25 protein-coding genes are annotated in these 23,231 nt (G+C 72.0%); 3 read left to right on the top strand and 22 right to left on the bottom strand.

The genetic code is table 11. The features are described from left to right. Positions 1-62: 62 nt before the first annotated feature. The 6 genes from C7S10_RS03130 to C7S10_RS03155 are packed head-to-tail and all read right to left on the bottom strand — an operon-like array spanning position 63 to position 5,676. Entirely contained in the window at positions 63-836 is a 774-nt protein-coding gene (locus C7S10_RS03130; protein WP_108342914.1) for a type III pantothenate kinase, read from the bottom strand. Continuing rightward, on the bottom strand, positions 833-1,738 hold the full coding sequence (nadC, locus tag C7S10_RS03135) for a carboxylating nicotinate-nucleotide diphosphorylase (protein WP_108342915.1): 906 nt from the start codon (positions 1,736-1,738) through the stop codon (positions 833-835). Before nadC ends, C7S10_RS03130 begins: the two co-directional genes overlap by 4 nt. After that, positions 1,735-3,411 (bottom strand): L-aspartate oxidase, encoded by a 1,677-nt coding sequence (locus C7S10_RS03140; RefSeq protein WP_108342916.1) that lies wholly within the window; start codon positions 3,409-3,411, stop codon positions 1,735-1,737. The genes nadC and C7S10_RS03140 overlap by 4 nt, the downstream gene beginning before the upstream one ends. 41 nt (positions 3,412-3,452) lie before the next feature. Continuing rightward, positions 3,453-3,869: an aspartate 1-decarboxylase gene (panD, locus tag C7S10_RS03145; RefSeq protein ID WP_108342917.1), complete on the bottom strand. Its 417-nt coding sequence runs from the start codon at positions 3,867-3,869 to the stop codon at positions 3,453-3,455. Next, complete coding sequence (panC, locus tag C7S10_RS03150) at positions 3,869-4,756, bottom strand: pantoate--beta-alanine ligase (protein WP_108342918.1); 888 nt, start codon at positions 4,754-4,756, stop codon at positions 3,869-3,871. The genes panD and panC overlap by 1 nt, the downstream gene beginning before the upstream one ends. Beyond that, the gene (locus tag C7S10_RS03155) at positions 4,753-5,676 is read right to left on the bottom strand and encodes a Rossmann-like and DUF2520 domain-containing protein (RefSeq protein ID WP_108342919.1); all 924 of its coding nucleotides are present in this window, start codon (positions 5,674-5,676) and stop codon (positions 4,753-4,755) included. Before C7S10_RS03155 ends, panC begins: the two co-directional genes overlap by 4 nt. Before the next feature lie 226 nt (positions 5,677-5,902). Here C7S10_RS03155 and C7S10_RS03160 point away from each other — a divergent pair, with 226 nt between their 5' ends. Then, positions 5,903-6,493, top strand: a complete 591-nt coding sequence (locus C7S10_RS03160) for a hypothetical protein (RefSeq protein WP_108342920.1) — start codon at positions 5,903-5,905, stop codon at positions 6,491-6,493. A gap of 4 nt (positions 6,494-6,497) precedes the next feature. Here C7S10_RS03160 and C7S10_RS03165 read toward each other — a convergent pair whose 3' ends face one another. The 5 genes from C7S10_RS03165 to C7S10_RS03185 form a co-directional block, all read right to left on the bottom strand. Continuing rightward, a complete protein-coding gene (locus tag C7S10_RS03165) occupies positions 6,498-7,166 on the bottom strand; it encodes a methionine ABC transporter permease (protein ID WP_108342921.1) in 669 nt (222 codons plus the stop codon). After that, positions 7,163-8,224 carry a methionine ABC transporter ATP-binding protein gene (locus C7S10_RS03170; RefSeq protein WP_108342922.1) on the bottom strand — a complete coding sequence of 354 codons (1,062 nt, stop codon included), beginning with the start codon at positions 8,222-8,224 and terminating at the stop codon, positions 7,163-7,165. The genes C7S10_RS03165 and C7S10_RS03170 overlap by 4 nt, the downstream gene beginning before the upstream one ends. Then, positions 8,221-9,162 carry a MetQ/NlpA family ABC transporter substrate-binding protein gene (locus C7S10_RS03175; RefSeq protein WP_108343295.1) on the bottom strand — a complete coding sequence of 314 codons (942 nt, stop codon included), beginning with the start codon at positions 9,160-9,162 and terminating at the stop codon, positions 8,221-8,223. The genes C7S10_RS03170 and C7S10_RS03175 overlap by 4 nt, the downstream gene beginning before the upstream one ends. Positions 9,163-9,368: 206 nt before the next feature. Continuing rightward, positions 9,369-10,328 carry a glycosyltransferase family 2 protein gene (locus C7S10_RS03180; protein ID WP_108342923.1) on the bottom strand — a complete coding sequence of 320 codons (960 nt, stop codon included), beginning with the start codon at positions 10,326-10,328 and terminating at the stop codon, positions 9,369-9,371. Next, positions 10,325-11,434, bottom strand: a complete 1,110-nt coding sequence (locus C7S10_RS03185) for a sulfotransferase family protein (protein WP_243395170.1) — start codon at positions 11,432-11,434, stop codon at positions 10,325-10,327. The genes C7S10_RS03180 and C7S10_RS03185 overlap by 4 nt, the downstream gene beginning before the upstream one ends. 34 nt (positions 11,435-11,468) lie before the next feature. On the opposite strand from C7S10_RS03185, the gene C7S10_RS03190 reads away from it, so the two are divergent. Beyond that, entirely contained in the window at positions 11,469-12,596 is a 1,128-nt protein-coding gene (locus tag C7S10_RS03190; RefSeq protein WP_108342925.1) for a glycosyltransferase family 2 protein, read from the top strand. Between the two features lies 1 nt (position 12,597). Here the strand turns inward: C7S10_RS03190 and C7S10_RS03195 are convergent, their stop codons facing one another. Genes C7S10_RS03195 through C7S10_RS03205 form a run of 3 tightly spaced genes read right to left on the bottom strand, consistent with a single transcriptional unit; the run spans position 12,598 to position 15,054 of the window. Then, positions 12,598-13,542: an ABC transporter substrate-binding protein gene (locus C7S10_RS03195; protein WP_108342926.1), complete on the bottom strand. Its 945-nt coding sequence runs from the start codon at positions 13,540-13,542 to the stop codon at positions 12,598-12,600. A 55-nt stretch (positions 13,543-13,597) separates the two neighbouring features. Beyond that, positions 13,598-14,359 carry an ABC transporter permease gene (locus C7S10_RS03200; protein WP_108342927.1) on the bottom strand — a complete coding sequence of 254 codons (762 nt, stop codon included), beginning with the start codon at positions 14,357-14,359 and terminating at the stop codon, positions 13,598-13,600. Continuing rightward, complete coding sequence (locus C7S10_RS03205) at positions 14,356-15,054, bottom strand: ABC transporter permease (RefSeq protein ID WP_207769206.1); 699 nt, start codon at positions 15,052-15,054, stop codon at positions 14,356-14,358. Before C7S10_RS03205 ends, C7S10_RS03200 begins: the two co-directional genes overlap by 4 nt. Before the next feature lie 3 nt (positions 15,055-15,057). Between C7S10_RS03205 and C7S10_RS03210 the strand changes: the two genes are divergently transcribed. Then, positions 15,058-16,074 (top strand): ABC transporter ATP-binding protein, encoded by a 1,017-nt coding sequence (locus tag C7S10_RS03210; RefSeq protein ID WP_108342928.1) that lies wholly within the window; start codon positions 15,058-15,060, stop codon positions 16,072-16,074. A 447-nt stretch (positions 16,075-16,521) separates the two neighbouring features. Here C7S10_RS03210 and C7S10_RS03215 read toward each other — a convergent pair whose 3' ends face one another. From C7S10_RS03215 to ftsH, 8 genes are read right to left on the bottom strand one after another with little or no spacing between them, the layout of a single operon-like run. Further along, a complete protein-coding gene (locus tag C7S10_RS03215) occupies positions 16,522-17,586 on the bottom strand; it encodes a GNAT family N-acetyltransferase (protein ID WP_207769207.1) in 1,065 nt (354 codons plus the stop codon). A 44-nt stretch (positions 17,587-17,630) separates the two neighbouring features. Further along, positions 17,631-18,269, bottom strand: coding sequence for a hypothetical protein (locus C7S10_RS03220; RefSeq protein ID WP_108342929.1), 639 nt, complete (start codon positions 18,267-18,269; stop codon positions 17,631-17,633). 9 nt (positions 18,270-18,278) lie between these two features. Then, a complete protein-coding gene (locus C7S10_RS03225; RefSeq protein WP_243395171.1) occupies positions 18,279-18,761 on the bottom strand; it encodes a DUF3180 domain-containing protein in 483 nt (160 codons plus the stop codon). Next, positions 18,758-19,330, bottom strand: a complete 573-nt coding sequence (gene folK, locus C7S10_RS03230) for a 2-amino-4-hydroxy-6-hydroxymethyldihydropteridine diphosphokinase (RefSeq protein ID WP_108342930.1) — start codon at positions 19,328-19,330, stop codon at positions 18,758-18,760. The genes C7S10_RS03225 and folK overlap by 4 nt, the downstream gene beginning before the upstream one ends. A 27-nt stretch (positions 19,331-19,357) precedes the next feature. Next, on the bottom strand, positions 19,358-19,720 hold the full coding sequence (folB, locus tag C7S10_RS03235; protein ID WP_108342931.1) for a dihydroneopterin aldolase: 363 nt from the start codon (positions 19,718-19,720) through the stop codon (positions 19,358-19,360). After that, complete coding sequence (gene folP, locus C7S10_RS03240; protein WP_108342932.1) at positions 19,717-20,562, bottom strand: dihydropteroate synthase; 846 nt, start codon at positions 20,560-20,562, stop codon at positions 19,717-19,719. Before folP ends, folB begins: the two co-directional genes overlap by 4 nt. Then, a complete protein-coding gene (gene folE, locus C7S10_RS03245; RefSeq protein WP_108342933.1) occupies positions 20,559-21,167 on the bottom strand; it encodes a GTP cyclohydrolase I FolE in 609 nt (202 codons plus the stop codon). Before folE ends, folP begins: the two co-directional genes overlap by 4 nt. Continuing rightward, entirely contained in the window at positions 21,164-23,218 is a 2,055-nt protein-coding gene (gene ftsH / locus C7S10_RS03250) for an ATP-dependent zinc metalloprotease FtsH (RefSeq protein WP_108342934.1), read from the bottom strand. The genes folE and ftsH overlap by 4 nt, the downstream gene beginning before the upstream one ends. Positions 23,219-23,231 lie beyond the last annotated feature (13 nt).

A 23,231-nucleotide genomic window follows, 5' to 3' on the forward strand; every position in this document is an offset into this window, starting at 1 on the left:
ATGCAATTGCGGATCAAGTAAATACCCCATGCGTTCTCCGGGGCAAGACGACGCGAGCGGGATCAGGAATTGCGTTCGAAGACCAGGCGCAGGCCGTGGAGGGCGAGCCACGGGGAATGGGCGGTGAATGACGCGCATTCGTCTCGCACCAGCGGTGCGAGATGGCCCGTGGAAATGACATTCACCGTCGACTTCTCGGCATCGAGCTCGGAGATCATCCGCGCGACCATTCCGTCGACCTGGGCGGCGACGCCGAAGAGCAGCCCGCTCTGCAGCGCCTCGACGGTGTTCTTCGCGATCGCCGCGCGGGGTCGCTGGAGCTCGACCTTGCGCAGCTGGGCGCCGCGACGCCCGAGCGCCTCGAGGGAGATCTCGATGCCGGGGGCGATCGCACCGCCGATGTAGTGGCCGGCCGCGTTGATGACGTCGAACGTCGTGGCGGTGCCACCGAAATCGACGACGATGGCCGGACCGCCGAATTCGCGGGCGGCGGCGAGTGCATTGATGATGCGATCCGTTCCGACCTCGCGCGGATTGTCCATCAGCACCGAGATCCCGGTGCGCACGCCTGGCTCGACGACGACGCTGCGAATGTCGCCGAAATGGCGCGCGAGCATGTCACGCCATTCCTGGAGGACCGCGGGAACGGTCGAGCACACCGCCATGGCATCGACCTCTCGACCCGCCTCGACGAGCAGTCCGCGCACGAGCACCGCCCACTCGTCCGCCGTACGCCGCTCGTCGGTGGAGACGCGCCAGTGGGCCACGACCTCCGGGCCGTCCAGCAGTCCCAGGACCGTGTCGGAGTTGCTGATGTCGGCGGCGAGGAGGGTCATTCGTCCACCAGGTCCATCCCGATGTCGAACACCTTCACCGAGTGGGTCAGCGCGCCGACCGAGATGAAGTCGACGCCGGTCGCGCCCACCTCGCGGGCGCGTTCGAGCGTGAGACCACCGGATGCCTCGAGGACGGCACGGCCGGCGGTGATCCCGACCGCCTGGGCCATCAGGGCGGTCGACATGTTGTCGAGCAGGATCCGATCGCAGCCGGCGTCGAGCAGCTCGCGGAGCTGGTCGAGGTCGGTGACCTCGACCTCGATCGGGAGGTCGGGGTAGGCCGCGCGCACCGCCTCGAACGCCGGCACGACTCCCCCGGCCGCGATGACGTGGTTGTCCTTGACCATCGCCATGTCGGAGAGGCTGAAGCGGTGGTTGACGCCGCCACCGCAGCGGACGGCGTACTTCTGCAGCGCCCGCCAGCCCGGCAGCGTCTTGCGGGTGTCGAGCACGCGGGCGTTCGTGCCCTCGAGCGCCGCCACCCAGTGCGAGGTCGCCGTCGCGACGCCGGAGAGGTGGCTGGCGACGTTGAGGGCGGTGCGCTCGGCGGTGAGCAGGCCGCGGGTCGGGCCGGCGACGCGCAGGACCACGTCGCCGGCCGCGACGGATGTGCCGTCGGGCAGCCGGTCGCTCACCTGGACGTCGTTGCCCATGACGTATCGGAACACCATCTCGGCGACCCCGAGCCCGGCCACGACGCCCGGCTCCCGTGCCGCGAAGTCGGCCCGGCCGCGTGCCTCGAGGGGGATCGTGGCCGCACTGGTCGTGTCGACGCTGCCGCCCGGGAGGTCCTCCCCGAGGGCACGAGCGATGTCGGCGTAAATGGCCTCCGGGTCGAGCCCGGCCCCGGCGATCTCGTCGACGAGGTCGGTCGGCAGTGCGGCGTACGGCGTGAAGGTCACGACAAGGCTCCCGTGGACGGGTCGGTGGAGGGTGCGGGGTGGAACTCCTGCTCGAGGCGCCCGTCGACGAGGCGGGTGTCGATGTGGCCGGCCTGCGTGCGGTCGTCGCGCTCGGGGAAGTCCTCGCGCCAATGGGACCCGCGCGTCTCCTCGCGACGCAGCGCCGCGGCGGCGAGGGCGGTGCTGATGACGTGCAGGTTGGTCGTCTCCCAGCCGTCGACCCCGGGGACCGTGGGGTCGTCGGTGGGGTTGTCGGTGGGCTGCGCGCCGAGCCAGGCGAGCGCCTCCCCGATGCCCTCGGCGGACCGGAGCACGCCGACGCGGGTGGTCATGGTCGCCTGGAGGTCGGGTCGCGCCGACCAGTCGACGAGGCCCGCCGGGCGCCGGTCGTCCACCGGCTCGGCCCAGGGCCGCAGCTCGCCGGGGAGCACCTGCGCGATCCGCCGCGAGAAGACCAGTCCCTCGAGCAGCGAGTTGGAGGCGAGCCGGTTGGCGCCGTGCACGCCGCTGCAGGCGACCTCGCCGGTGGCGTAGAGCCCGGGCACGCCGGAGCGGCCGTCGAGGTCGGTGGCGACGCCACCCGAGGCGTAGTGCTGGGCGGGGGCGACGGGGATCAGCTCGGTGACCGGGTCGACGCCGTGCTCGCGGCAGACGGCGAGGATCGTCGGGAAGCGTCGCCCCCAGAACTCCGCGCCCAGGTGTCGGGCGTCGAGCCACATGTGCGCGCGGCCCGTCTCCAGCATCCGGCGGGTGATCGCCTTGGCGACGACGTCGCGCGGCGCGAGGTCGGCGAGCTCGTGCTGGCCCTGCATGAACCGGTTGCCCTCGAAGTCGACGAGGAAGGCGCCCTCGCCGCGGACGGCCTCGGAGATGAGGGGCTGCTGGCCCTGGGAGTCGGGTCCGAGGTACATCACCGTCGGGTGGAACTGCACGAACTCGAGGTCGCGCAGGGTGGCCCCGGCGCGCAGCGCGACCGCCATCCCGTCGCCGGTCGAGACGCTGGGGTTGGTGGACTGGGAGAACACCTGCCCGAGGCCGCCGCTGGCCAGCACGATCGCTCGGCAGTGGGCCGCGCCGACGCCGTCGCGCTGCCCCTCGCCGAGCACGTGCAGGGTCACACCGGCGACACCGCCGTCCGCCGCCGGCAGCAGGTCGACGGCGAGGGCGTGCTGGATGACCTCGATCTCGGGCGCCCGCTCGACGGCGGCGATGAGGGACCGCTGGATCTCGGCTCCGGTCGCGTCCCCGCCGGCGTGGGCGATGCGGTCGCGGTGGTGGCCGCCCTCGCGGGTCAGCGACAGCTCGCCGTCGTGGTGGTCGAACTCGGTCCCGAGCGCGATCAGCTCGCGCACGGCGTCGGGCCCCTCGGTCACCAGCACCCGCACCGCGTCCACGTCGCACGCGCCGGCGCCGGCCACCAGGGTGTCGGTGAGGTGCTGCTCGGGGGTGTCGCCCGGCCCGAGCGCGGCCGCGATCCCGCCCTGCGCCCACTGCGTCGAGCCCGCGTTGAGCACGTCCTTGGTGACCACGAGCAGCTTCAGGCTGCGGTCGGCCGCGTGGATCCGGAGCGCCGCGGTCAGCCCGGCGATGCCGGAGCCGATCACGACGACGTCCGCGCGGGTGGTCCAGCCTGGCTCCGGTGCGGTCAGCCGGCCCGGGAGGCGTGCGCTCATCCGGGCAGGCTATCCATACGCCCGCGGAGGCCGTCGGCCGCTCATCGGGTGAGGGCGTCGCCCCGGGCCAGCGACGGGTCGCCGAAGGTCTCGGCGGGGTCGAACCCGGTCGCCAGCACCTTGTTGTCCCCGTCGACGAAGACGACGGCCGGCTTGAGCTCCTTCGCCTCGGCCGTCTCCATCTGGGCGTAGGCGATCAGGATGACGGTGTCGCCCGGGTGCACGAGACGAGCCGCGGCGCCGTTGATGCCGATGACGCCAGAGCCGCGCTCGCCGGCGATCGTGTAGGTCTCCAGCCGCGCCCCGTTGGTGACGTCGACGATGTGCACGAGCTCGCCCGCGAGCAGGTCGGCGGCGTCGAGGAGGTCCTCGTCCACGGTCACCGAGCCCACGTAGTGCAGGTCTGCCTGCGTGACGGTGGCCCGGTGGATCTTGGACTTCATCATCGTGCGCAGCATCAGGCGCTCCGTTCTGCCGGGGTCGTGAAGAGGATGGGCATGTTGTCGATCAGGCGGGTGCTGCCGAGCCGGGCGGCGACGAGGATGCGCCCCTCGCCGTTCTCGGGCGCCTCGCCGAGGTCGGTGCCGGTCAGCGCGAGGTAGTCGAGCTCGACGAGCGGCTCCGACTTCAGGACGCTCATCGCCGCCCAGCGGGCCGCCGGCACGCCGTACGTCGCTCGCTCCCGCGCCGCCCGCAGGGCCCGACTGAGGACGGTCGCGGCCCGACGCTGCTCGGGGTCGAGGTAGCGGTTGCGGCTGGACAGGGCGAGGCCGTCGGGCTCGCGCACCGTCTCCGCGCCGACGACCTCGACGGGCAGGCACAGGTCGCGCACCATGGCGCGGATCAGCGCGAGCTGCTGGTAGTCCTTCTGGCCGAAGACCGCGACGTCCGGCTGGACGAGGCCGAAGAGCTTGGCGACGACGGTGAGGACGCCGTCGAAGTGGCCGGGGCGGGACTCGCCGTCGAGGATCGTCGCGAGCCGGCCCGGGTGCACCGTGACCCCGTCGCGGACCTTGTCGTGGCTGAACCCGCCGGCGTACATCTCCTCGACCGCGGGTGCGAAGACGACCGCGACGCCGTTGGCCGCGCACACCTCGAGGTCCTCGGGCAGCGTGCGCGGATAGCGGTCGAGGTCCTCGGTCGGGGCGAACTGCATGGGGTTGACGAAGATGCTCACCACCACGACGTCCGCGTGCCGCGCCGCCTCGCGCATCAGGCTGGCGTGGCCCTCGTGCAGGGCGCCCATCGTGGGCACGAAGCCGATGCGCCGCCCCTCGCGGCGGGCGGTCGCGAGCAGGCCGGAGAGCTCCTCGCGGGTGTTCGCGAGGGTGGGGGTCGAGGTCACGCCCAGGGGCTTCGGCGGCGCGGGGCGGCGGTGGTGGCGGTCTCGGTGGCCGCCTCGGCGGCGTCGAGGACCTGGCGCATCTTCGCGGCGCGGATCGGGATCAGCCGGCCGTCGGTGACGACGCGGTCGAGGGTGGCGCGGGCCATCGCGAGGTAGGACGCGACGGTCTCGGGCGCGTTGGCGGTGATCTCGACGAGGTGCGCGCGCACCGTCTCGACGTCGCCACGCACGATCGGCCCCGTGAGCGCGGAGTCGCCGTGGGCGAGCGCGTTGTCGAGGGCGGCGTTGAGGAGCGGGCGCAGGGTGTCGGCGGGGTTGTCGCCCCCGGCGGCCGCGAGCATCTCCATCGCCTGCGTCACGAGCGTGACGAGGTGGTTGGCGCCGTGCGCGAGACCGGCGTGGTAGAGCGTGCGCTTGTCCTCGGGCACCCACATCGGGCGGCCGCCGAGGTCGGCGACCAGCTGCTCGGTGACGACCCGCTCGGCGTCACCGGCCGTGACACCGAAGATCGCGTCGCGCAGTCGCGGCAGGTCGAGCTCGGTGCCGGTGAAGGTCATGGCGGGGTGCAGCGCGATCGTCCGCGCGCCGACGGCGGCGGCCGGGGCGAGCACGGCCAGGCCGTGGGCGCCGCTCGTGTGCACGACGAGCTGGTCGCGGTGGATCGCGCCGCTCGCGCTGAGCACGGTGACGACGTTGGCGAGCATGTCGTCCGGGACGGTCAGGAGCAGCAAGTCGGACGCACGCGCGGCATCGCTGGGCTTGACCACCGGGGTGCCGGGGAGCAGCGCGTCGATGCGGCGGCGGGAGGCGTCGGACTCGCCGGCGGCGGCCACGATCTCGTGGCCCGCGGCACGGAGCGCGGCGGCCATGACGGCACCGACGCGACCAGCGCCGACCACGCCCACACGGAAGTGAGTCACTACGAACCCTTTCGTTCCAGTCCCGCCGACCACCCCTGGTGGGGCCGGTGTGGGTACCAGACTCGGTGCTCGATCTGTTCAACAACGAGCGTACGCCGCCCGATTCCGCCGTGTGAACAGGTGGTGAACGTGACGAATCCGACACCGCCGGTGCTGGCGCACGGCGTTGTCCACAGGCTCCGGGCGACGGGTCGACCCGGTGGCGCGTGCCGCCTAGCGTCGCCCCATGACTCACGCACTCCCCCTCGGATGGAGCGGCTCCTTCGACGAGGAGGCCGCGGTGCTGCACCTGGCCACGGCCGACACCACCCGGGCCGCGAGCGTCACGTTCGCCCCGGCTCCTGCGGGGCGGGACGGGGACCTGCTCGACCGGGCGACCGGGTTCCTGGAGGCCGAGACCCACCGGATGGCGCGCCGGACCTGGGAGCGCAGCGGCGGACGACTGCCGGTCGGCGCCCGCGCCGAGGTCGGGACCCGAGCGGCCGGCGACGGCGTGATCGTGAACGGCTCGGCGACCGGCCTGCTGCGTCGGCGCCGCACGGGCGAGATCGTGCTCGGCGGCCGGACCTACGTGGTGCGGCACCGGTCGCGGTGGCGAGCGGTGGTGGAGGCCGACGGCCAGCGCATCGCCGTACTCTCCCGGCGGCTGCTGTCACGACGCTCGCGACCGCTCGAGCACACCCGCCAGCCGGGCGTGCAGACCGCCGCCGTCACCGAGGCCGACCAGCTCGCGGTCGTGCTGGCCGCCTCGGTGCTGGGACCGCCCGGCCGCCCCGGCTTCTGGGGCGAGCTGACGCGCGGGCTGCCGTTCCCGTGACGAGCTAGCGGCGCATGATCCGCCGCGCGGCGACGTTGCCCGCGAGCTGCACCACCTGGACGAGCGCCACGATGATGACCACCGCGGTCCACGTCACGACGGCGTCGAACTGCCGGTAGCCGTACTGCAGGGCGAAGTTGCCGAGGCCACCGCCGCCGATGACGCCGGCGATCGCGGACATGTCGACCAGGGCCACGAAGATGAACGTGTAGCCGAGGACGAGCGGACCGAGCGCCTCGGGCAGCACCACCGTCCGGATGATGTGCAGCCGGCTCGCACCCACGGAGCGCGCCGCCTCGATCACGCCCGGGTCGACGGTGACCAGGCTCTGCTCCACGATCCGGCTGATGCCGAACGCCGCAGCGAGGGTCAGCGCGAAGATGATCGCCGGGTTGCCGATGCCCGTCCCGACCACGACCCGCGCCAGCGGCTGGACGGCCGCGATGAAGATGACGAACGGGATCGGCCGGAAGAAGTTCACGACGACGTTGAGCACGAGGTTGGTGGCCCGGCTGGCGTAGAGCCCGCCGCGCCGGGTGACGTAGAGAGCCAGGCCGAGGAGCAGCCCGAGGATCCCGCCGAGGGTGAGGGTGATGGCGACGATGTAGAGCGTCTCGTAGGCGCCCTGCCACACGAGGGGCCACAGCTCGCCGATGTTGGTGTCGAGGTTCATCGCGACAGCTCCGTGGTGGGGACGAGGTCCGCGACGGCCGCCACGGCCGCGGTCACCGCGGCCGGGTCGCCGTCGAGGGCCAGGGTCAGGTTGCCGAAGGTCTCGCCCTGCACCTCCTCGATGCCGCCGTAGACGAGCTCGAAGCGGACGTCGCGGCTCAGCAGCTCGGCGAAGACGTCGCTCTGGCGGACCTCGTCACCGCGGAACGCGAGCTTGACGAAGTGCCCCGGGTGCCGGGCGTGCAACGCGGCGAGGGCCTCGGCGTCGGGCTCGTCGTCGACGATCGTGGAGACGAAGCGCCGGGTGACGGGCTGCTGCGGGTCGGAGAGCACCTGCACCACCGGTCCCTGCTCGACGATCCGGCCGGCCTCCATCACCACCACGCGGTGGGCGAGGCTGCGCACGACGTCCATCTCGTGGGTGATGACCACGATCGTGATGCCGAGCTCGCGGTTGACCCGGCGCAGCAGGGACAGCACCTCCTGCGTCGTCTCGGGATCGAGGGCGCTGGTGGACTCGTCGGCGAGCAACAGGCTGGGCTCGGTGGCGAGCGCCCGGGCGATCCCGACGCGCTGCTTCTGCCCGCCGGACAGCTCGTCGACGTGGCTGTGCGCCTTGTCGGCGAGGCCGACGAAGTGCAGCAGGTCGGAGATGCGCTGGTTCTGCTCGGCCCTGGCGACCCCTGCGACCTCGAGCGGGTAGGCGATGTTGCCCCAGACCGTGCGCGAGCGGAACAGGTTGAACTGCTGGAAGATCATCCCGATCCCCAGCCGCACCTCGCGCAGGTCACGCTCCTTGAGGTCGGCGATCTCCCGCCCGCCGATGCGCACGCTCCCCGAGGTGGTCGACTCGAGGGCGTTGATGAGCCGGACGAGGGTGGACTTGCCGGCACCGGAGTAGCCGACGATGCCCACGATCTCGCCCGCCTCCACGCTGAGGTCGACGCCGCGGATGGCCTCGACCGGCGTGCCGCCGCGCGCCGCCGGGAAGGTCTTGTGGACGTCCCGGAGCTCGACCAGCGGGACGGACGTGGCTGCGGGGCCGGCTGCAGTGGTCACTGCTGGGCCGCGGTGTCGGCCTCGACCTTGTCCAGGGCGGCCTGGAGCTCGGGCTGCGAGATCTTCACGAGCTGGGCGGTGCCGCCGGAGACGTCCTGGACACCGTCGGTCACGGCCTGCGTGTCCTGGTAGATCGCGACGAGCTTCTGCAGCGTCGCGTCGTCCTTGTCCTCGGCGCGGACGGCGAAGACGTTGACGTACGGCAGGGAGTTGGGGTCCTCCGGGTCGTCGGTCGCGATGGCGTCCGCGAACTCGAGGCCGGCCTTCTCCACGAAGTCGTTGTTGATGATCGCCGCGGCGACGTCGGGCAGCGAGGTCGGCGTGAGGTCGGCCTTGATCGCCTTCACCTCGACGCGCGAGGCCTCCTCGTCGATGTCGGCGAGGGAGGAGTAGATCGTGCCGCCGTCCTTCAGCTCGATCAGGCCGGCCGACTGGAGGATCAGCAGGCCGCGCGCCTGGTTGCTGTCGTCGTCGGGCACGACGACCGTGTCGCCGTCCTGGATGTCCTCGACCGAGTCGACCTTGGTGGAGTAGAGCGCCAGCGGGTAGATCGCCGTCGAGCCGAGCGGCACGAGGTCGGGGTCGTTGGCCGCGTTGTACTCCGCGAGGTAGACGAGGTGCTGGAACTGGTTGACGTCCAGCTCGCCCTCGCTGAGCGCGGGGTTGGGCTGCGGGTAGTCGGCGAAGTCCTTGACCTCGAGGTCGATGCCCTGCTCGGCCGCCTCGTCGGTGAGCACCTGCCAGTAGGGGTCGCTCGCCCCGACGGTGCCCAGCACGACCTTGGCCGGCTCGGCGCCCCCGGCGGCGGCGGAGTCGTCACCGCTGCGTGCCCACACGATGCCGCCGACGACGGCGATCACGGCCACGACGGCGACGACGGCGAGGAGCGGCTTCTTGCGCGAGGTCGGCGGGGCGATCTGCGGGTGGGTCTCGGACATGGTGGTGCCTTTCGTGCGCAGGGGGTCGGCCGCAGGGTGGGCGGGCCGGATCGGGGCGGACCGGATCGGTCCACGAGCGACGGTCACGCTAAAGCCGACCAAGTTGATCGACTAACTGGTTTGCCGTCGTCCCGACAGTAGCCTCGGGAGAACCCCGCACGCCAAACCGAGATGCCCCGCAGGCGTGTGTTCTCGGTCACCGGCCCTCAGGCGCGCAGGTGCAGCTTCGCGTGGTCGGGGTCGTCGACCACGAACGGCCGTGGCGCACGCGGCAGCCAGGTGTGCGTCACGTGGTCGACGACGTGCTCACCCTCGGGCGCGACGATCTCGGTGACGCCCTCGGGGACCGTGCCCTCGTTGAGCGCGTTGAAGACCAGCCACTCACGCCGCTTGCGGCGGTTGCGGACGCTGGTGGCGAACGACTCCGGATTGGTCCAGTGGGCGAACTCGTCGCCGTCGAGGTACTTCAGCTCGACGACCAGCCCCTGCGGCAGCGCGAACTGACGGATCTGGTCGGGCGTCGTGCGGATCTCCCACTCGGGCGCCTTGGAGTAGACGAAGTCCGGCGTCATCGGGAAGCCCCACTCCTCGATGTTGCGCAGCCCGAGGTCGAGGAACGCCCGCCGGTCCGACTCGATGTAGAGCCCGTGGCGCGGGAAACGGATCACCGCGTCGGCCTGCCCCACCTGCCAGGACAGGTCGGCCATCGAGACCTCGCCCTCGGTGGTGAGGACCATGTCGCCGTCCCACTTCCACGAGTAGCGGGTGCGGACGTGGGAGAAGCACCAGTTGTAGAAGTAGGCCAGCGAGTGGACGCTCGTCTCGGGTACGGCGAGGTGTTCCGCCCCGGCGCGAGCGACGTCGAACGGATAGGCCTTCAGGGTGAACTTCTCCCGCAGGCCGTGCTCGGCGGCGACGGCCAGCGCCGCCTCGCCGGTGCCGTCGGTGGAGTTGTTGTCGACCAGGAGCACGTGGTCGCAGGCCCGCAGCAGCGGCGGGAGCACGAACCGCATGGAGTCGGCCTCGTTCTTGACGCGCAGCACCGCGGTCGCGCCGCGTCGCTGCGGCCCCCAGTCGTCGGTGCGGTTCCAGGGCCACACGATGTCGAAGTCGGTGTGGCCCTCGAGGTTCCTCAGCCCGCGGCCGGCGCCGACGGGGACGCTCACTGCTCCCCTTGCGAGTGCTCCGTGGCCCGCTGGCGTCCGAGGGCCTTGCGCACCCCGCGGCGTACGGACGGCGGGATCTTCGCCCGGACGTCGTGGGGGATCCGGTCGGCCAGCCCGCCGCCCTCCTCGGGCGGCGCGGTGTCGGCCGCGGCGCGGGCTCCGGCGATCCGGGCGGCCACGACCGAGGACTTGCTGATCGCCTCGGACTCCTCGTAGAGGTCGGTGTAGGCGTCGCGGAGCTCGTCGAGCGTGGTGTGCACCGCGGCGACGTCGCCCGCGGGGTCGGCCAGCTTGTTGAGCTCCTCCCACGTCTGGGCGGTGAGCTCGTGCAGGCGCGGCGGGAGCGCGAGGTCCTCGAGCGAGGAGCTGACCCGTCGCAGCGTGGGGTCGATGAAGCGGTGGACCTCGCGGATCAGGTCGCTGCGGGTGTGGACGATCGACTGGAGGCCGAGGGTGTTGCCGACGTGCATGGTCGTCTTCACCCAGTCGGTGAGCAGGTCCTCGTAGCGCACGAACACCCGCGCGGAGCCGGCCTCGTCGCGGGTCGCCCGCTCGGTGTGGAGCAGCATGTTGAGCCAGCTGGCCGTGAGGTGGGCCGAGCCGAGCTTGTTGGCGTAGTACTTCTGCTTGCTCCCCACGACCTCGGCCGGCGGGCGCAGCATCGTCACGAAGACCGGCGCGGCCCCGGTCCTGATCGCGGCGACCCGCCACAGTCCGAGGAACCAGCTCAGGCGCGGGTCCTTCACGACCAGCTCCGGGTGCACGTCGAAGTGCGGCTCGAGCCACTCCGTGACCCGGATCCGGGCCGGCTCGCGGGTGGAGATGCGGCCGGTCTCGAACCATGCCGACGGCCGGGAGTCGCTGACCTGCACGCCGGCCTCCTTGAGCAGGCGGTCGTGGAGGTCGACGACCCACTGCGGCTCGGAGAATCCGCGCGGGTTGGAGGCGTCCGGCGGGACCTCGGGCAGCGGCACGTGCATGCCGAGCTTGCTGGCGATGCCCGCCATGGTGGAGGTGCCGCTGCGGCCGGCACCCGCGACGAAGAGGACCTTCCGCGGGACGCCGTCGGGGTTCATCTCGTCGATCGCACGGGCCTGAGCAGTCACGGCGGGGAGCCTACCGCCGATAGGGTCGGGCGCCATGAGGCTGCCCTGGCGATCGGACCCGCTGCCTCCCGAGCCCCTCGTGTCGGTCGTGGTGCCGGCCTACGGCGTCGAGGACTACCTCCCGGCGTGCCTCGATTCGCTGCTCGCGCAGACCTGGCAGAACTGGGAGGCGGTGGTCGTCGACGACGGCTCGCCCGACCGGTCCGGCGAGATCGCGTCGTCGTACGCCGCCCGCGACCCGCGCATCCGGGTGGTGACCGTGCCCAACGGCGGGCTCGGGTCGGCGCGCAACGTCGGTGCGGCGCACGCCACGGGCGAGTTCCTCGGCTTCCTCGACTCCGACGACGTGCTGCCCCCGCTCGCGCTGACCGTCCTGGTCCGCACCCTCGTCGAGTCGGGCTCCGACTTCGTCACCGGCTCGATCGTGCGGTGGGAGCCGACCGGCCTCGTCGAGCCGCCGTGGATGAGGCGCCTGCACCACCGGGCGATCGGGATCCGGATCGCAGAGCGGCCCGAGCTCCTCGGCGACGTGTTCGCGTGGAACAAGGTCTTCCGGCGCTCCTTCTGGGACGCGGCCGGCCTGCGCTGGCCCGAGGGGGTCCGCTACGAGGACCAGCCGACGACGACGCGTGCCTTCATGGCCGGCACCTTCGACGTGCTCCCCGACATCGTCTACCACTGGCGCATCCGCGACGACGGCTCCTCGATCACCCAGCAGCGCGGGTCGGTGCGCGACCTCGCCGACCGGTGGGAGACCAAGCGGATGGCGTACGCCGCCGTGCGGGCAGGCCACGACGCGGAGGTCGAGTCGGTGTTCGTCGACCGGGTGCTCGCCGGCGACCTGTGGCGCTACTTCCTGGAGATCCCCGGCTCCTCCGACGAGTGGTGGACGCTGCTGCGCGACGGCGTGCGGGAGTTCTGGGGCGACCGGTCGCTGGTGCACTCCGGGCTGCCGCCCGTCCACCGCCTCGGCGGCTGGCTGGTCGAGCAGGACCGCCGCGCGGACGCCGCTGCGCTGATGACGTGGGTGGCGACGCTGCGCGGCCCGGCGCCCCAGACGGCGGACGGGCCGGGCCGACGCCTCGACGTACCGAGCGAGGTGCTCGACGTGTCGGGGGTCGACCCGGCCGCGCTGGCGCTCCGGGACTTCGAGGTGCGCTAGCTCAGAGCAGGCCCTCGTCCTCGAGGAAGGACGTGGCGACGTCCTCGGGCTTCTCCCGGTCGACCGCGATCCGGCCGTTGAGCTCGGTGAGCCCCTCGGTGGTCAGCGCCGCCATCAGCGGGTTGAGGATGTCGGCGACGTCCGGGTTGGCGTCGAGGAACTCGGTGGAGATCGCCGGCACGAGGTTCTGCGCGGGCTGGATCTGCTTGTCGTCCTCGAGCACGACGAGGCCCTGCGACTCCAGGGTGCCGTCCGTGGTGGAGGTCTCGCCGAGCTGGGACTCGCCGTCGATGACCGACTGGTAGGTCTGGTCACTGGCGTAGCCGAGGCCGAGCACCTTGGTCACGTCGATGCCGTACTGGTCCGACAGCCCGCCCTCGCAGTCGAGGCGGCCCTCGCAGTCGGGGGCGGCGGCCAGCACGACGGACTTGCCCTCGAGGTCGGACAGCGTGGTCACGCCTTCGGACTCGGAGTAGTCCTGCGTCACGAAGAAGGCGTTGGTGTCGGTCGCGGGCGACACGTCGAGCAGCGTGATGCCGGCGTCGGTGAGCAGGGACTCCCCGTCGGAGGCCAGCTGCTCGCCGTCGCCGGCCTCGAACGGCTCGGCCTTCGCACCATTGGCCTGCGTGTTGAGGAAGTTGACGATGCCGCCGACGTACTCCGGCACGATGTCGACGCTGTCGGGGAAGGTCGGCATGTAGGCGTCGCGGGAGTCGACCAGCTTCACGTCGACGGAGTAACCCTCCTTCTCCAGGAGCTGCTGGTACATCGAGGCGACGAGCGTCGCCTCCGGGAAGTTCTGCCCGGCGATGGTGAGCGAACCCTTGTCGGCCGAGGCCGAGGAGTCGTCGCCGGCGGAGTCGTTGTCAAGATCGTCGCCGGCACAGCCGGCGAGGGCGAGGGCGCCGGCGGCGATGACCGCGGCGAGCGAGCGGCGTACGAGCATCTCGATTTCCTTCTGTGTCCCGTGGCTCGGGGCCACGCGTGTCCGGAGGTGGACGTCAGCCGACGGCGTCGGCGTTGGCGTCCACGGTATCCGCAGCCGGGGACAACGGATCCGCCTGGCGAGACGGTCCACCCTTGGGGGTGGGGTCGGAGGCCCGCTGGGCGAGGGCGGCGAGGAGCTCCAGCGCGAGGGCGACCACGGCCACCACCAGCGCTCCGGCCAGGCCCTTGCCGTAGTTGGAGCGGAAGAAGCCGTCCGTGATGATGGTGCCGAGCCCGGGGCCCTCCACCAGCGCGGCGATCGTCGCCGTCGCCCACACCTGCACGAGCGCGAGGCGCACGCCCGACATCACGAGGGGCAGGCCGAGCGGGAGCTCGACGCGGAAGAAGCGTTGCGGACCCGTCATGCCCATCCCGCGGGCGGCCTCGCGGACTTCCGCCGGCACCTCGCGCATCGCGACGTACGCGTTGGTGATGATCGGCGGGAGGGCGAACAGCGTCAGCGCGAGCAGCGTCGCCAGGCCGGCGCGGCCGTAGGGGCCGAGCGAGTCCGTGCCCGGCCAGTCGGCCTTCACGAACAGTGCCAGCAGCGCGAACGTCGGGATGGCGCGTCCGATGTTGGAGATGTTGATGGCGAGGAAGCCGCCCCGGCCGAGGTGTCCGAGCCAGAGCGCGAGCGGCAGGCCCGCGACCACGGCCATCGCCAGGGCGGTCACCGTGAGCAGGAGCTGCTGGACGAGCAGCGCCCAGATGCCACCGTCGCCCGACCAGTTGGCGCCCGTGGTCAGGAAGTCCCACATGTCGGTGAAGACGGTCATGCCCTGACCCCCCTCGTCCAGGGCGTGAGGAGCCGTTGGGCCACCACCAGCAGCACGTCGAGCAGGATCGCCAGCACGACGCAGATGACGGAGGCCGTGAACAGCTCGGCGCGGAAGTTGGTGGAGACGCCGTCCTTGATCAGGTTGCCGAGACCGCCGTACGCCACCAGCGACCCGACCGTCGTCAGGGCGACCGTCGAGACGGTGGCCACGCGCAGGCCGGCCATCAGGACCGGCAGCGCGAGGGGCAGCTCGACGCGGAACAGCAGCCGCGTGGCACCCATGCCCATCCCGGTGGCGGACTCGCGCACCTCGTCGGGGACGGCGCGCAGTCCCTCGAGCAGGCTGCGGACCAGGATCGTCAGGGCGTACAGCGCCAGCCCGATCACGACGGTGGTGGGAGTGAGGCCGGTGAAGGGCACGAGCAGCGGGAACAGCGCCAGCGACGGGATCGTGTAGATGCCGGTGGTGACGGCCAGGATCGTGGACTCCAGCCGGATGAACCGTCGCGCGGCGAGCGCGAGCGGGAACGCGATGACGAGGCCCACGAGCACCGAGACCGCCGTGATCGCGATGTGCTGCACGGTCGCGTCGACGATCTCCGAGCGGCGGTCGGCGAGGTAGTCCGAGCAGATCCACTCGTTGACCTGGCGTGTGTAGCAGCTCGGCCCGTCGGCCCCGGCCAGTAAGGTCACCGCATGGACGCTACCGCCTCGAGCGACGGATCCACCTCACCCTCCGGTGCGGACGAGCCGATGATCCTGCTCCAGGGCGTCGGCAAGACCTACGACGACGGCACGGTCGCGGTGCACGAGCTCGACCTCGACGTGCGGCGCGGTGAGATGGTCTGCCTCGTCGGTCCGTCGGGGTGCGGCAAGTCCACGACGCTGAAGATGATCAACCGGCTGATCGAGCCGACGACCGGCCGCATCATCCTCGACGGCACCGACGTCACCGAGTCCGACCCGGTCGAGCTGCGCCGAGGCATCGGCTACGTCATCCAGCAGATCGGGCTGTTCCCGCACCAGAAGATCATCACCAACGTGATGACCGTGCCGCTGCTGTACGGCGAGTCGAAGTCCACCGCCCGCACGCGCGCCATGGAGCTCCTCGAGACCGTGGGCCTCGACCCCGCGAAGTACGCCGACCGCTACCCCCACCAGCTCTCCGGCGGCCAGCGCCAACGTGTCGGCGTCGCCCGCGCGCTCGCCGCCAACCCGCCCGTGCTGCTGATGGACGAGCCCTTCGGCGCGGTCGACCCGGTCGTGCGGCACAAGCTCCAGGACGAGTTCCTGCGCCTCCAGCGCGACCTCGGCAAGACGGTCGTGCTGGTCACCCACGACATCGACGAGGCGGTCCGGATGGGCGACCGCGTGGCGGTCTTCGCCGTCGGCGGCCGGCTCGCCCAGTTCGCCACGCCGATGGAGCTGCTCGCCCGGCCGGCCGACGACTTCGTGGCCGACTTCGTGGGCTCGACGCGTGGTCTGCGACGGCTGACCGTGACGCCGCTGCGCGAGGAGCACCTCGAGCCCATGGACGGCGTCAACGGCGGCCAGCTCGGCGCCGCGATCGACCTCGACTCCTCGCTGGAGGAGGCGCTCGCGGCCCTGCTCCGCGACGACAAGGCGATGATCGGGGTCAAGCGCGGCTCCCAGTTCGTCGGGGTGCTCACGCCCAACGGGGTGCACCAGGCGCTGCGCGAGTCGCTGCGCTGAGGTCTGAGCGGCGTCACTCCGCCCGCGCTACCGGACAGTCGGGTCGACCGGTGCGGTCGCAGACCGCCGTACGGTCCGGTAGCGCCGGCGCAGCGGTGCGTGACCGACCTTCTGCGCGCCGGGAATGTGGGTCACCCACCGCCGGCGGGCGCGTCGCCTGAAACCCGCCGACCAGGCGGTGCGTGAGCCACCGTCCGACCGCGCCGAACGTGGGTCACTCACCGCCGACGGGAGCGTCGCGGCGGCGTACGGCGCACTCCACGCCACCGGTGCGTGAGCCACGTTCCGGCGATCGCGAACGTGGGTGGGCCACCGCTCCCGGGCGGGTCGCGGCAGACTCGCCGCCCCGGCGGTGCGTCAGCCACCGTCCGGCCGCGCCGAACGTGGGTCACCCACCGCCGGCGGGCGCGTCGCGGCGGCGTACGGCGACGGGCGACACCGCCCGGCCTAGCTGACCGGCACCTCCCGGTGCCACGACTCGGTGACGTACTTCGTCCCCCAGCCCATCGCGGTGTAGAGCCCGTCGGCGCCGGTGGGCGAGTCGGCGTCGACCTCGAGCCCGACGCGGTCGCGCCCGCGGGCGGCGGCGTCGGCGATGATCGTGTGCAGCAGGCCCTTCGCGACGCCGCGGCCGCGGGCGGTGTCGAGGACGCCGAGGTAGGAGACGTAGGAGCCGTCGGGCCCCTGGCTCGACTCGCTGACGGTGCCGACCAGGGCACCGGCCGGCTCCCCGTCCACGAGCGCCAGCCACCAGTGGTCCCAGCGGTGGCCGGGGTCCTCACGCAGCCGGTGGATGAACTCCTGGAAGGTCTCCTCGGCGGAGTTGAAGTGGTCGGTGAAGGCGCCCTCGAGCACCTCGTGGACCGCCCGCAGGTCGGCCTCGTCGGGCAGGCCGCCGGCCTCGCGGCGTACGAGCCGGAACTCGACGCCGTCCCTGCTCCACGCCTCGGGGTAGGCCACCAGCTCGACCTCCTCCGGCTCGACCGAGCGGCTCATCTGCCACCAGGTGCGCACGCAGGTGAAGCCCGCGCGCTCGAGCCACGCGTGCTGGCGCTCGTCGTCGGCGAAGGCGCCGGTGTCGATCTGCTGGACCTCGAGCCCCCGCTCGGCGCCGACCTGGCGAGCCTGGGCCTCGGCCCAGGCGAAGAGGACGTCGGAGCACCGCGTCGCCACGTCGTCGGCGAGCGTGCGGTCGACGATGTGGACGTAGAGCATCCGGCCCTCGGCGCGGTCGTGGACACTGCCCCACGCACGGATGGTGCCGGTGTCGTCGCGCACGACGACGTTCTCGCGGGTCTCGAGGCCGTGCACCTCGACGAGCACGTCCTCCTCCGAGCCGCTCGCCCAGCCCCGGGCGGCGCGCTCGTGGGCCCGGAGCAGCTCGGTGAGGCGCTCGACCTCGGCCGGGGCGTCACCGTCGACGGAGTCCGCCTGCCAACCGGCCGGGAGGCCAGGATCCTCGGGCAGTGCCTCGGCGGGATCGCTCTCGAACCGGTTGTCCTCAGGAATCACGTCGCACGATTCTGCCCTAGCGGGGGCAGCCCCGGACGGGTGGCTCAGGCGGAGCTGGCGCGCTTGCGCGTCGCGGCGGCCTGCCAGGAGGCCAGCTCGGCCTTCAGCACGTCGAGCTCGGCCTCGAGCTCGGAGACGAGCACGATCGCCTCGGCGGCGCGGTCCTCCGACGAGCTCAGCGAGCGCTCGAGCCCGGCCACCGCGTCGGCCTGCTCGCGGCCCTCGCGCTCGGCCAGCTCGGCCCGGCGGGCCTCGGCGTTGACCTTGCGGGTCTGCTCGGCGACCTGGCGCTGCGCGTCGGCCAGCGCCACCTCGAGGCTGGAGATGACCTCCTCGCGGGCGTTGATCTTGCGGCGCATGTCGAGCGCGAAGGCCATGTTCTCGGCCGTACGGCGATCGGTCAGCGTCGCGTAGGCCTGGGCCTGGGCCGCGCGGTCGCGGGCGGCCTCGACGCGCGCGTCGGCCAGCTCGGAGTGCGTGATCTTCGTGGCCGCGGCACCCAGCACCACGCCGAGCACGGCGGCGACGGTGATCAGCAGCGTCGACCCGGAGGCCACGGCACCCACCACCAGCACGGCGGAGAGCACCAGCAGGGCGACCGCGACACTCAGGCGGGTGCTGCGCTGGCGACGACGCGCAGTCGTGCGGGACGACTGTGACTGCTGGGGCTGGTGGGAAGACATGGGGTCAGGCTAGGGCGCCTGGTCGTCGGAAGGGACGCGACACGCGCGCTCGAGGGCGAGTGAGGCGAGCATCATCAGCAGCGCCCCGACCGCGGCGACCCCGCAGCGGACCAGGCGTTCGTCGGCGAGCTCGGAGGCGTCGCCCAGCCAGGTCACGGCGTAGCCCGCATAGCCACCGGCCGCCAGCGCACCGACGAGGGCGCACGCGCGGGCGAGCACCAGCCGGTTGACGGCCCGGTCGCCCTCCAGCCTGCGTCGGTGCACGTGGATGGTCTGCCAGGTGTGCCACGCGACGTACGCCAGGACGGCGGCCACGAAGACCAGCGCCAGCGCCTGGATCCACGTGACGTACGGCGCCGTGCCGCCCAGCCGCACGGAGACGGGCCGCAGCAGCCACCCGCCGACCAGCCCGACCACCGCCGCGAGGGCCAGCGACGCGCCCGTGGTGGGCCGCAGGTGACCTTCCGGTGGCGGGACCGGGTCCTGCGTCACTGGACCTCGAGCACCAGATCGTCGCGCTTGGTGATGCCGGAGCCGTCGATCTCGGCGAGCAGGTCGGCGATCGCACCCCGGTCGGGGAACGTGGCGTCGGGCTCCAGGTCGTGCCAGGGCTGCAGCACGAAGGCGCGCTCGTGGGCACGCGGGTGGGGCAGCCGCAGGAAGTCGTCGTCGGCCCGGCGGTCGCCGACGACGATCAGGTCGACGTCGAGGGTGCGGGGCGCGTTGCGCACCTCGCTGCGCTCGCGGTCGAAGGCGTCCTCGACGGCCAGGGCGCGCTCCATCAGGCGAGCGGCGGGCAGCGTGGTGTCGGCCAGCACGACGGCGTTGAGGAACTTCGGGGCGTCCTCGACCGGGGAGTCGACCGGCTCGGTCTCGTAGACCGGTGAGACGCCGGTGACGAAGAAGTCGGGAGTGTCGGCCAGGGCGTCGACGGCTCCTTGCAGTGCAGCGAAACGCTCTCCGAGATTGGAACCGAGAGCGACCACCACCCGGCGGATCGGGTGCATCTCCCCGGTGAGGGAGTCGGCATCCACGATGTTGGGGTTGGGGGTCTCAGTCATGTGTGGCCCTCGTCTAGTGATGGGTGTCTAGGGGTTGTTCCTGGTGATCGTCAGCGTGACGTCCGCGAACGTCGCCTCGATCGGTGCGTCCGGTTTGTGGATCGTCACGCGGGCCCATTCAACACGACCGTCCGCAAGGCACACGTCCGAGATGCGCTGGGCCACCGTCTCGATCAGATCGACGGGATCGGACTCGACGGCGGCTTTGACCCGCGCCACGAGGCTTCCGTAGTCGACCGTGTCCTGCAAGTCGTCGGAGGCCGCCGCGGGGGCGGTGTCGAGCCCCAGCGTGAGGTCGATGACGAAGGTCTGGCCCTCGCGTCGCTCGAACTCGAAGACGCCGTGGTGGGCGAAGCACTCGACCCCGGTGATGGTCAGCTCGTCGGTCACGGGAGCACACCTTGCCGTACGCCGCCGAGCGCCTCGACGACGGCCAGCGCGTCGCACGTCGCGCGCACGTCGTGCACGCGCAGGCACTCCACCCCGCGGCTGGCCAGCAGGGCCACCAGGGCCGCGTGGGCGAACTCCCGCTCCCCCACGTCGCGCGGTGCGCCGTCGGCTGCGAGGAGCGAGCCGAGGAACGACTTGCGGCTCGCGCCGACGAGCAGCGGCTGCCCGAGCGACTCCAGCGCGTCCAGGCCGCGGAGCAGCTGCCAGTTGTGGGCGGCCGTCTTGGCGAAGCCCAGGCCCGGGTCGAGGAGGACTCGCTCCGCCTCGATCCCCGCGGCGAGCACCGCCTCCAGGCGCTCGCCGAGCTCGCGGCGTACGCCCTCGACGACGCCGTCGGGGCCGTAGTCGGTGAAGGCCTGCATGGTGGTGGAGTGGGCGCGCCAGTGCATCGCGACGTACGTCGCCGTGCTGGCGGCCACGACGTCGAGGATCTCCGGGTCGGCCAGCCCACCGGACACGTCGTTGACGACCTGCGCCCCCGCGGCCAGCGCCGCGGCGGCCACCTCGGCGCGCATCGTGTCGACCGAGACGACGGCGCCGCCCTGCGCCAGCTCGGTGATGACGGGGACGACGCGGTCGAGCTCCTCGCCGACCTCGGGGCGGATCGCGCCCGGGCGGGTGGACTCGCCGCCGATGTCGAGCAGGTCGGCCCCGTCGGCGAGCAGCTCACGGGCGTGCGCGACGGCGTGGTCGGTGTCGGCCCAGCGTCCTCCGTCGGAGAAGGAGTCGGGCGTGACGTTGACGATCCCCATCACCCGCGGGCGGGAGGGGAGGGTGCTCATCGTCGTGAGTTGATCAGGGCCATCGCCTCGGCGCGGGTGGCCTGCTTGGTCAGCATGGTGCCGCGCACGGCGCTGGTGATGGTGCGCGCGCCGGCCTTGCGGACCCCGCGCATGGTCATGCAGAGGTGCTCGGCCTCGATCACCACGATGACGCCGCGGGCGTCGAGGATGTCCATGAGCGCGTCGGCGACCTGGGTGGTCAGCCGCTCCTGGACCTGGGGACGCTTGGCGTAGACGTCGACGAGCCGGGCCAGCTTGGACAGGCCGGTGATCTTGCCCGTGGCGGCCGGGATGTAGCCGACGTGCGCGACCCCCGTGAACGGCACCAGGTGGTGCTCGCACATCGACCACAGCTCGATGTCGCGGACCAGGACCATCTCGTCGTGGCCGAGGTCGAAGGTCGTGGTGAGCACGTCCTCCGGGCGCTGGCGCAGGCCCTGCGTCAGCTCGGCGTAGGCCCGCGCCACCCGCGCGGGGGTGTCGCGGAGCCCCTCGCGGTCGGGGTCCTCGCCGATGGCCGCGAGGAGCTCACGGACCGCGGCCTCGGCCCGGTCGTGGTCGAAGTCGGGGACGTCGCGCTCCTCGAGGCTGATCGGGTCGGTCATGACGGTTCCGTGGTGTTCCCGCGACTGTCCCCGAGGGGGGTGTCGCCGTGGGTGTCGCCGCCCGCGCCGGGGGGCGTCAGGATCACGCCGCCCTCGGGCCTGGCCTCGATGGCACCGGCGGCGGCCCGGTCGCGGATCTCCTGCGGGATCTCGACGGGCGGGATCGCGCTCGGGGTGCGGGCGTCGGACCCGGTCCAGGCCGGACGCGGTGGGTGGAGCCGCAGCGGCTCGAAGATCGCCGCGATCTGCGCCTTGTCCAGGGTCTCCTTGTCGAGCAGCTCGAGCACCAGCGAGTCGAGCACGTCGCGGTTGAGCTCGAGGATGTCGAAGGCCTCCTGGTGGGCGGTCGAGAGGAGCTTCTTGACCTCCTCGTCGACGATCGCCGCGACCTCCTCGGAGTAGTTGCGCTGGTGACCCATGTCGCGGCCCAGGAACGGCTCGGAGTTGTTGTCGCCGAGCTTGATCGCGCCGAGGCGCTCGCTCATGCCGTACTGCGTCACCATCGCGCGGGCCAGGCCCGTCGCCTTCTCGATGTCGTTGCCGGCGCCGCTGGTCACGTCGTGGAAGATCAGCGCCTCGGCCGCCATCCCGCCGAGCATGTAGGCCAGGCTGTCGAGCATCGCGCTGCGCGACTGGCTGTACTTGTCCTCGTCGGGCAGCACCATCGTGTAGCCCAGCGCGCGACCGCGCGGCAGGATCGTCACCTTGTGCACCGGGTCGGTGCCGGGGAGGGCCGCGGCGACGAGGGCGTGGCCGCCCTCGTGGTAGGCCGTGATCAGCTTCTCCTTCTCGTTCATCAGGCGGGTGCGCCGCTGCGGACCCGCGATCACCCGGTCGATGGCCTCGTCGAGGCTGCGGTCGGTGATCAGCTTCTCGTTCTGGCGGGCGGTGAGCAGCGCCGCCTCGTTGAGCACGTTGGCCAGGTCGGCACCGGTGAAGCCGGGCGTGCGGCGCGCGACGCTGAGCAGGTCGATGTCGGCCGCGATCGGCTTGCCCTGCGAGTGCACCTTGAGGATCTGGTGGCGACCGTTGAGGTCGGGCGCGTCGACGCCGATCTGCCGGTCGAAGCGGCCCGGGCGCAGCAGCGCCGGGTCGAGCACGTCGGGGCGGTTGGTCGCGGCGATCAGGATGACGCCGCCTCGGACGTCGAAGCCGTCCATCTCGACCAGGAGCTGGTTGAGGGTCTGCTCGCGCTCGTCGTGGCCGCCGCCCATGCCGGCGCCGCGGTGGCGACCGACGGCGTCGATCTCGTCGATGAACACGATCGCGGGCGCGTTCTCCTTGGCCTGCTCGAACAGGTCGCGCACGCGGCTGGCGCCGACGCCGACGAACATCTCGACGAAGTCGGAGCCGGAGATGGAGTAGAACGGCACGCCGGCCTCGCCGGCCACGGCGCGGGCGAGCAGCGTCTTGCCGGTTCCGGGCGGGCCGTACAGCAGGACGCCCTTGGGGATCTTGGCGCCGACGGCCTGGAACTTGGCCGGCTCCTGGAGGAACTCCTTGATCTCGCCGAGCTCCTCGATGGCCTCCTCGCAGCCGGCGACGTCGGAGAACGTCGTCTTCGGCATGTCCTTGGAGATCAGCTTGGCCTTGGACTTGGCGAACTGCATGACACCGCGGCCGCCGCCCTGGGCCTGGTTCATCAAGAAGATGAACAGCAGCACGATCAGCGCGAAGGGCAGGAGCGTGACGAGGAGGGAGCTGAGCAGTCCCGGCTGCGGGTTCTCGGAGTTGGACTCCTTGATGGTGCCCGCGTCGACCTGCTTGTCGACGAGCGCCAGCAGGCCGGCCTGCTGGCCCATGATGTAGTGGGTCGAGACCTTCTCGCTGCCCTCGCGGGTGCCGTCGGCCAGGGTCGCCTGGATCTCCTGGTCACCGTCGATGAACGTGATCTCGGTGACCTTGCCGTCCTTGATCCACGAGCTGAGCTCGGACGTCTTGACCTCGTCGTAGCCACCGTTGGGCGCGAGGTACTGGATGGCCAGCAGGACGCCGAACATGGCCAGCACCATCCACAGCCAGGGGCCCTTGAATATCCGCTTCACTTGCATCTTTCGCCGGAGT

The organism is Nocardioides currus (genome assembly GCF_003057875.1).
GTDB classification, from domain to species: domain Bacteria; phylum Actinomycetota; class Actinomycetes; order Propionibacteriales; family Nocardioidaceae; genus Nocardioides; species Nocardioides currus.

Bases quoted from the DNA above. Each gene is read 5' to 3' on its own strand.
- C7S10_RS03140 (WP_108342916.1), bottom strand. From the start codon at position 3,411: ATGAGCGCACGCCTCCCGGGCCGGCTGACCGCACCGGAGCCAGGCTGG.
- folK (WP_108342930.1), bottom strand. From the start codon at position 19,330: ATGACTGAGACCCCCAACCCCAACATCGTGGATGCCGACTCCCTCACC.
- C7S10_RS03200 (WP_108342927.1), bottom strand. From the start codon at position 14,359: ATGACCGTCTTCACCGACATGTGGGACTTCCTGACCACGGGCGCCAAC.
- C7S10_RS03130 (WP_108342914.1), bottom strand. From the start codon at position 836: ATGACCCTCCTCGCCGCCGACATCAGCAACTCCGACACGGTCCTGGGA.
- ftsH (WP_108342934.1), bottom strand. From the start codon at position 23,218: ATGCAAGTGAAGCGGATATTCAAGGGCCCCTGGCTGTGGATGGTGCTG.
- C7S10_RS03195 (WP_108342926.1), bottom strand. From the start codon at position 13,542: ATGCTCGTACGCCGCTCGCTCGCCGCGGTCATCGCCGCCGGCGCCCTC.
- C7S10_RS03190 (WP_108342925.1), top strand. From the start codon at position 11,469: ATGAGGCTGCCCTGGCGATCGGACCCGCTGCCTCCCGAGCCCCTCGTG.
- C7S10_RS03160 (WP_108342920.1), top strand. From the start codon at position 5,903: ATGACTCACGCACTCCCCCTCGGATGGAGCGGCTCCTTCGACGAGGAG.
- C7S10_RS03210 (WP_108342928.1), top strand. From the start codon at position 15,058: ATGGACGCTACCGCCTCGAGCGACGGATCCACCTCACCCTCCGGTGCG.
- C7S10_RS03165 (WP_108342921.1), bottom strand. From the start codon at position 7,166: ATGAACCTCGACACCAACATCGGCGAGCTGTGGCCCCTCGTGTGGCAG.
- C7S10_RS03175 (WP_108343295.1), bottom strand. From the start codon at position 9,162: ATGTCCGAGACCCACCCGCAGATCGCCCCGCCGACCTCGCGCAAGAAG.
- panD (WP_108342917.1), bottom strand. From the start codon at position 3,869: ATGCTGCGCACGATGATGAAGTCCAAGATCCACCGGGCCACCGTCACG.
- folE (WP_108342933.1), bottom strand. From the start codon at position 21,167: ATGACCGACCCGATCAGCCTCGAGGAGCGCGACGTCCCCGACTTCGAC.
- folP (WP_108342932.1), bottom strand. From the start codon at position 20,562: ATGAGCACCCTCCCCTCCCGCCCGCGGGTGATGGGGATCGTCAACGTC.
- C7S10_RS03220 (WP_108342929.1), bottom strand. From the start codon at position 18,269: ATGTCTTCCCACCAGCCCCAGCAGTCACAGTCGTCCCGCACGACTGCG.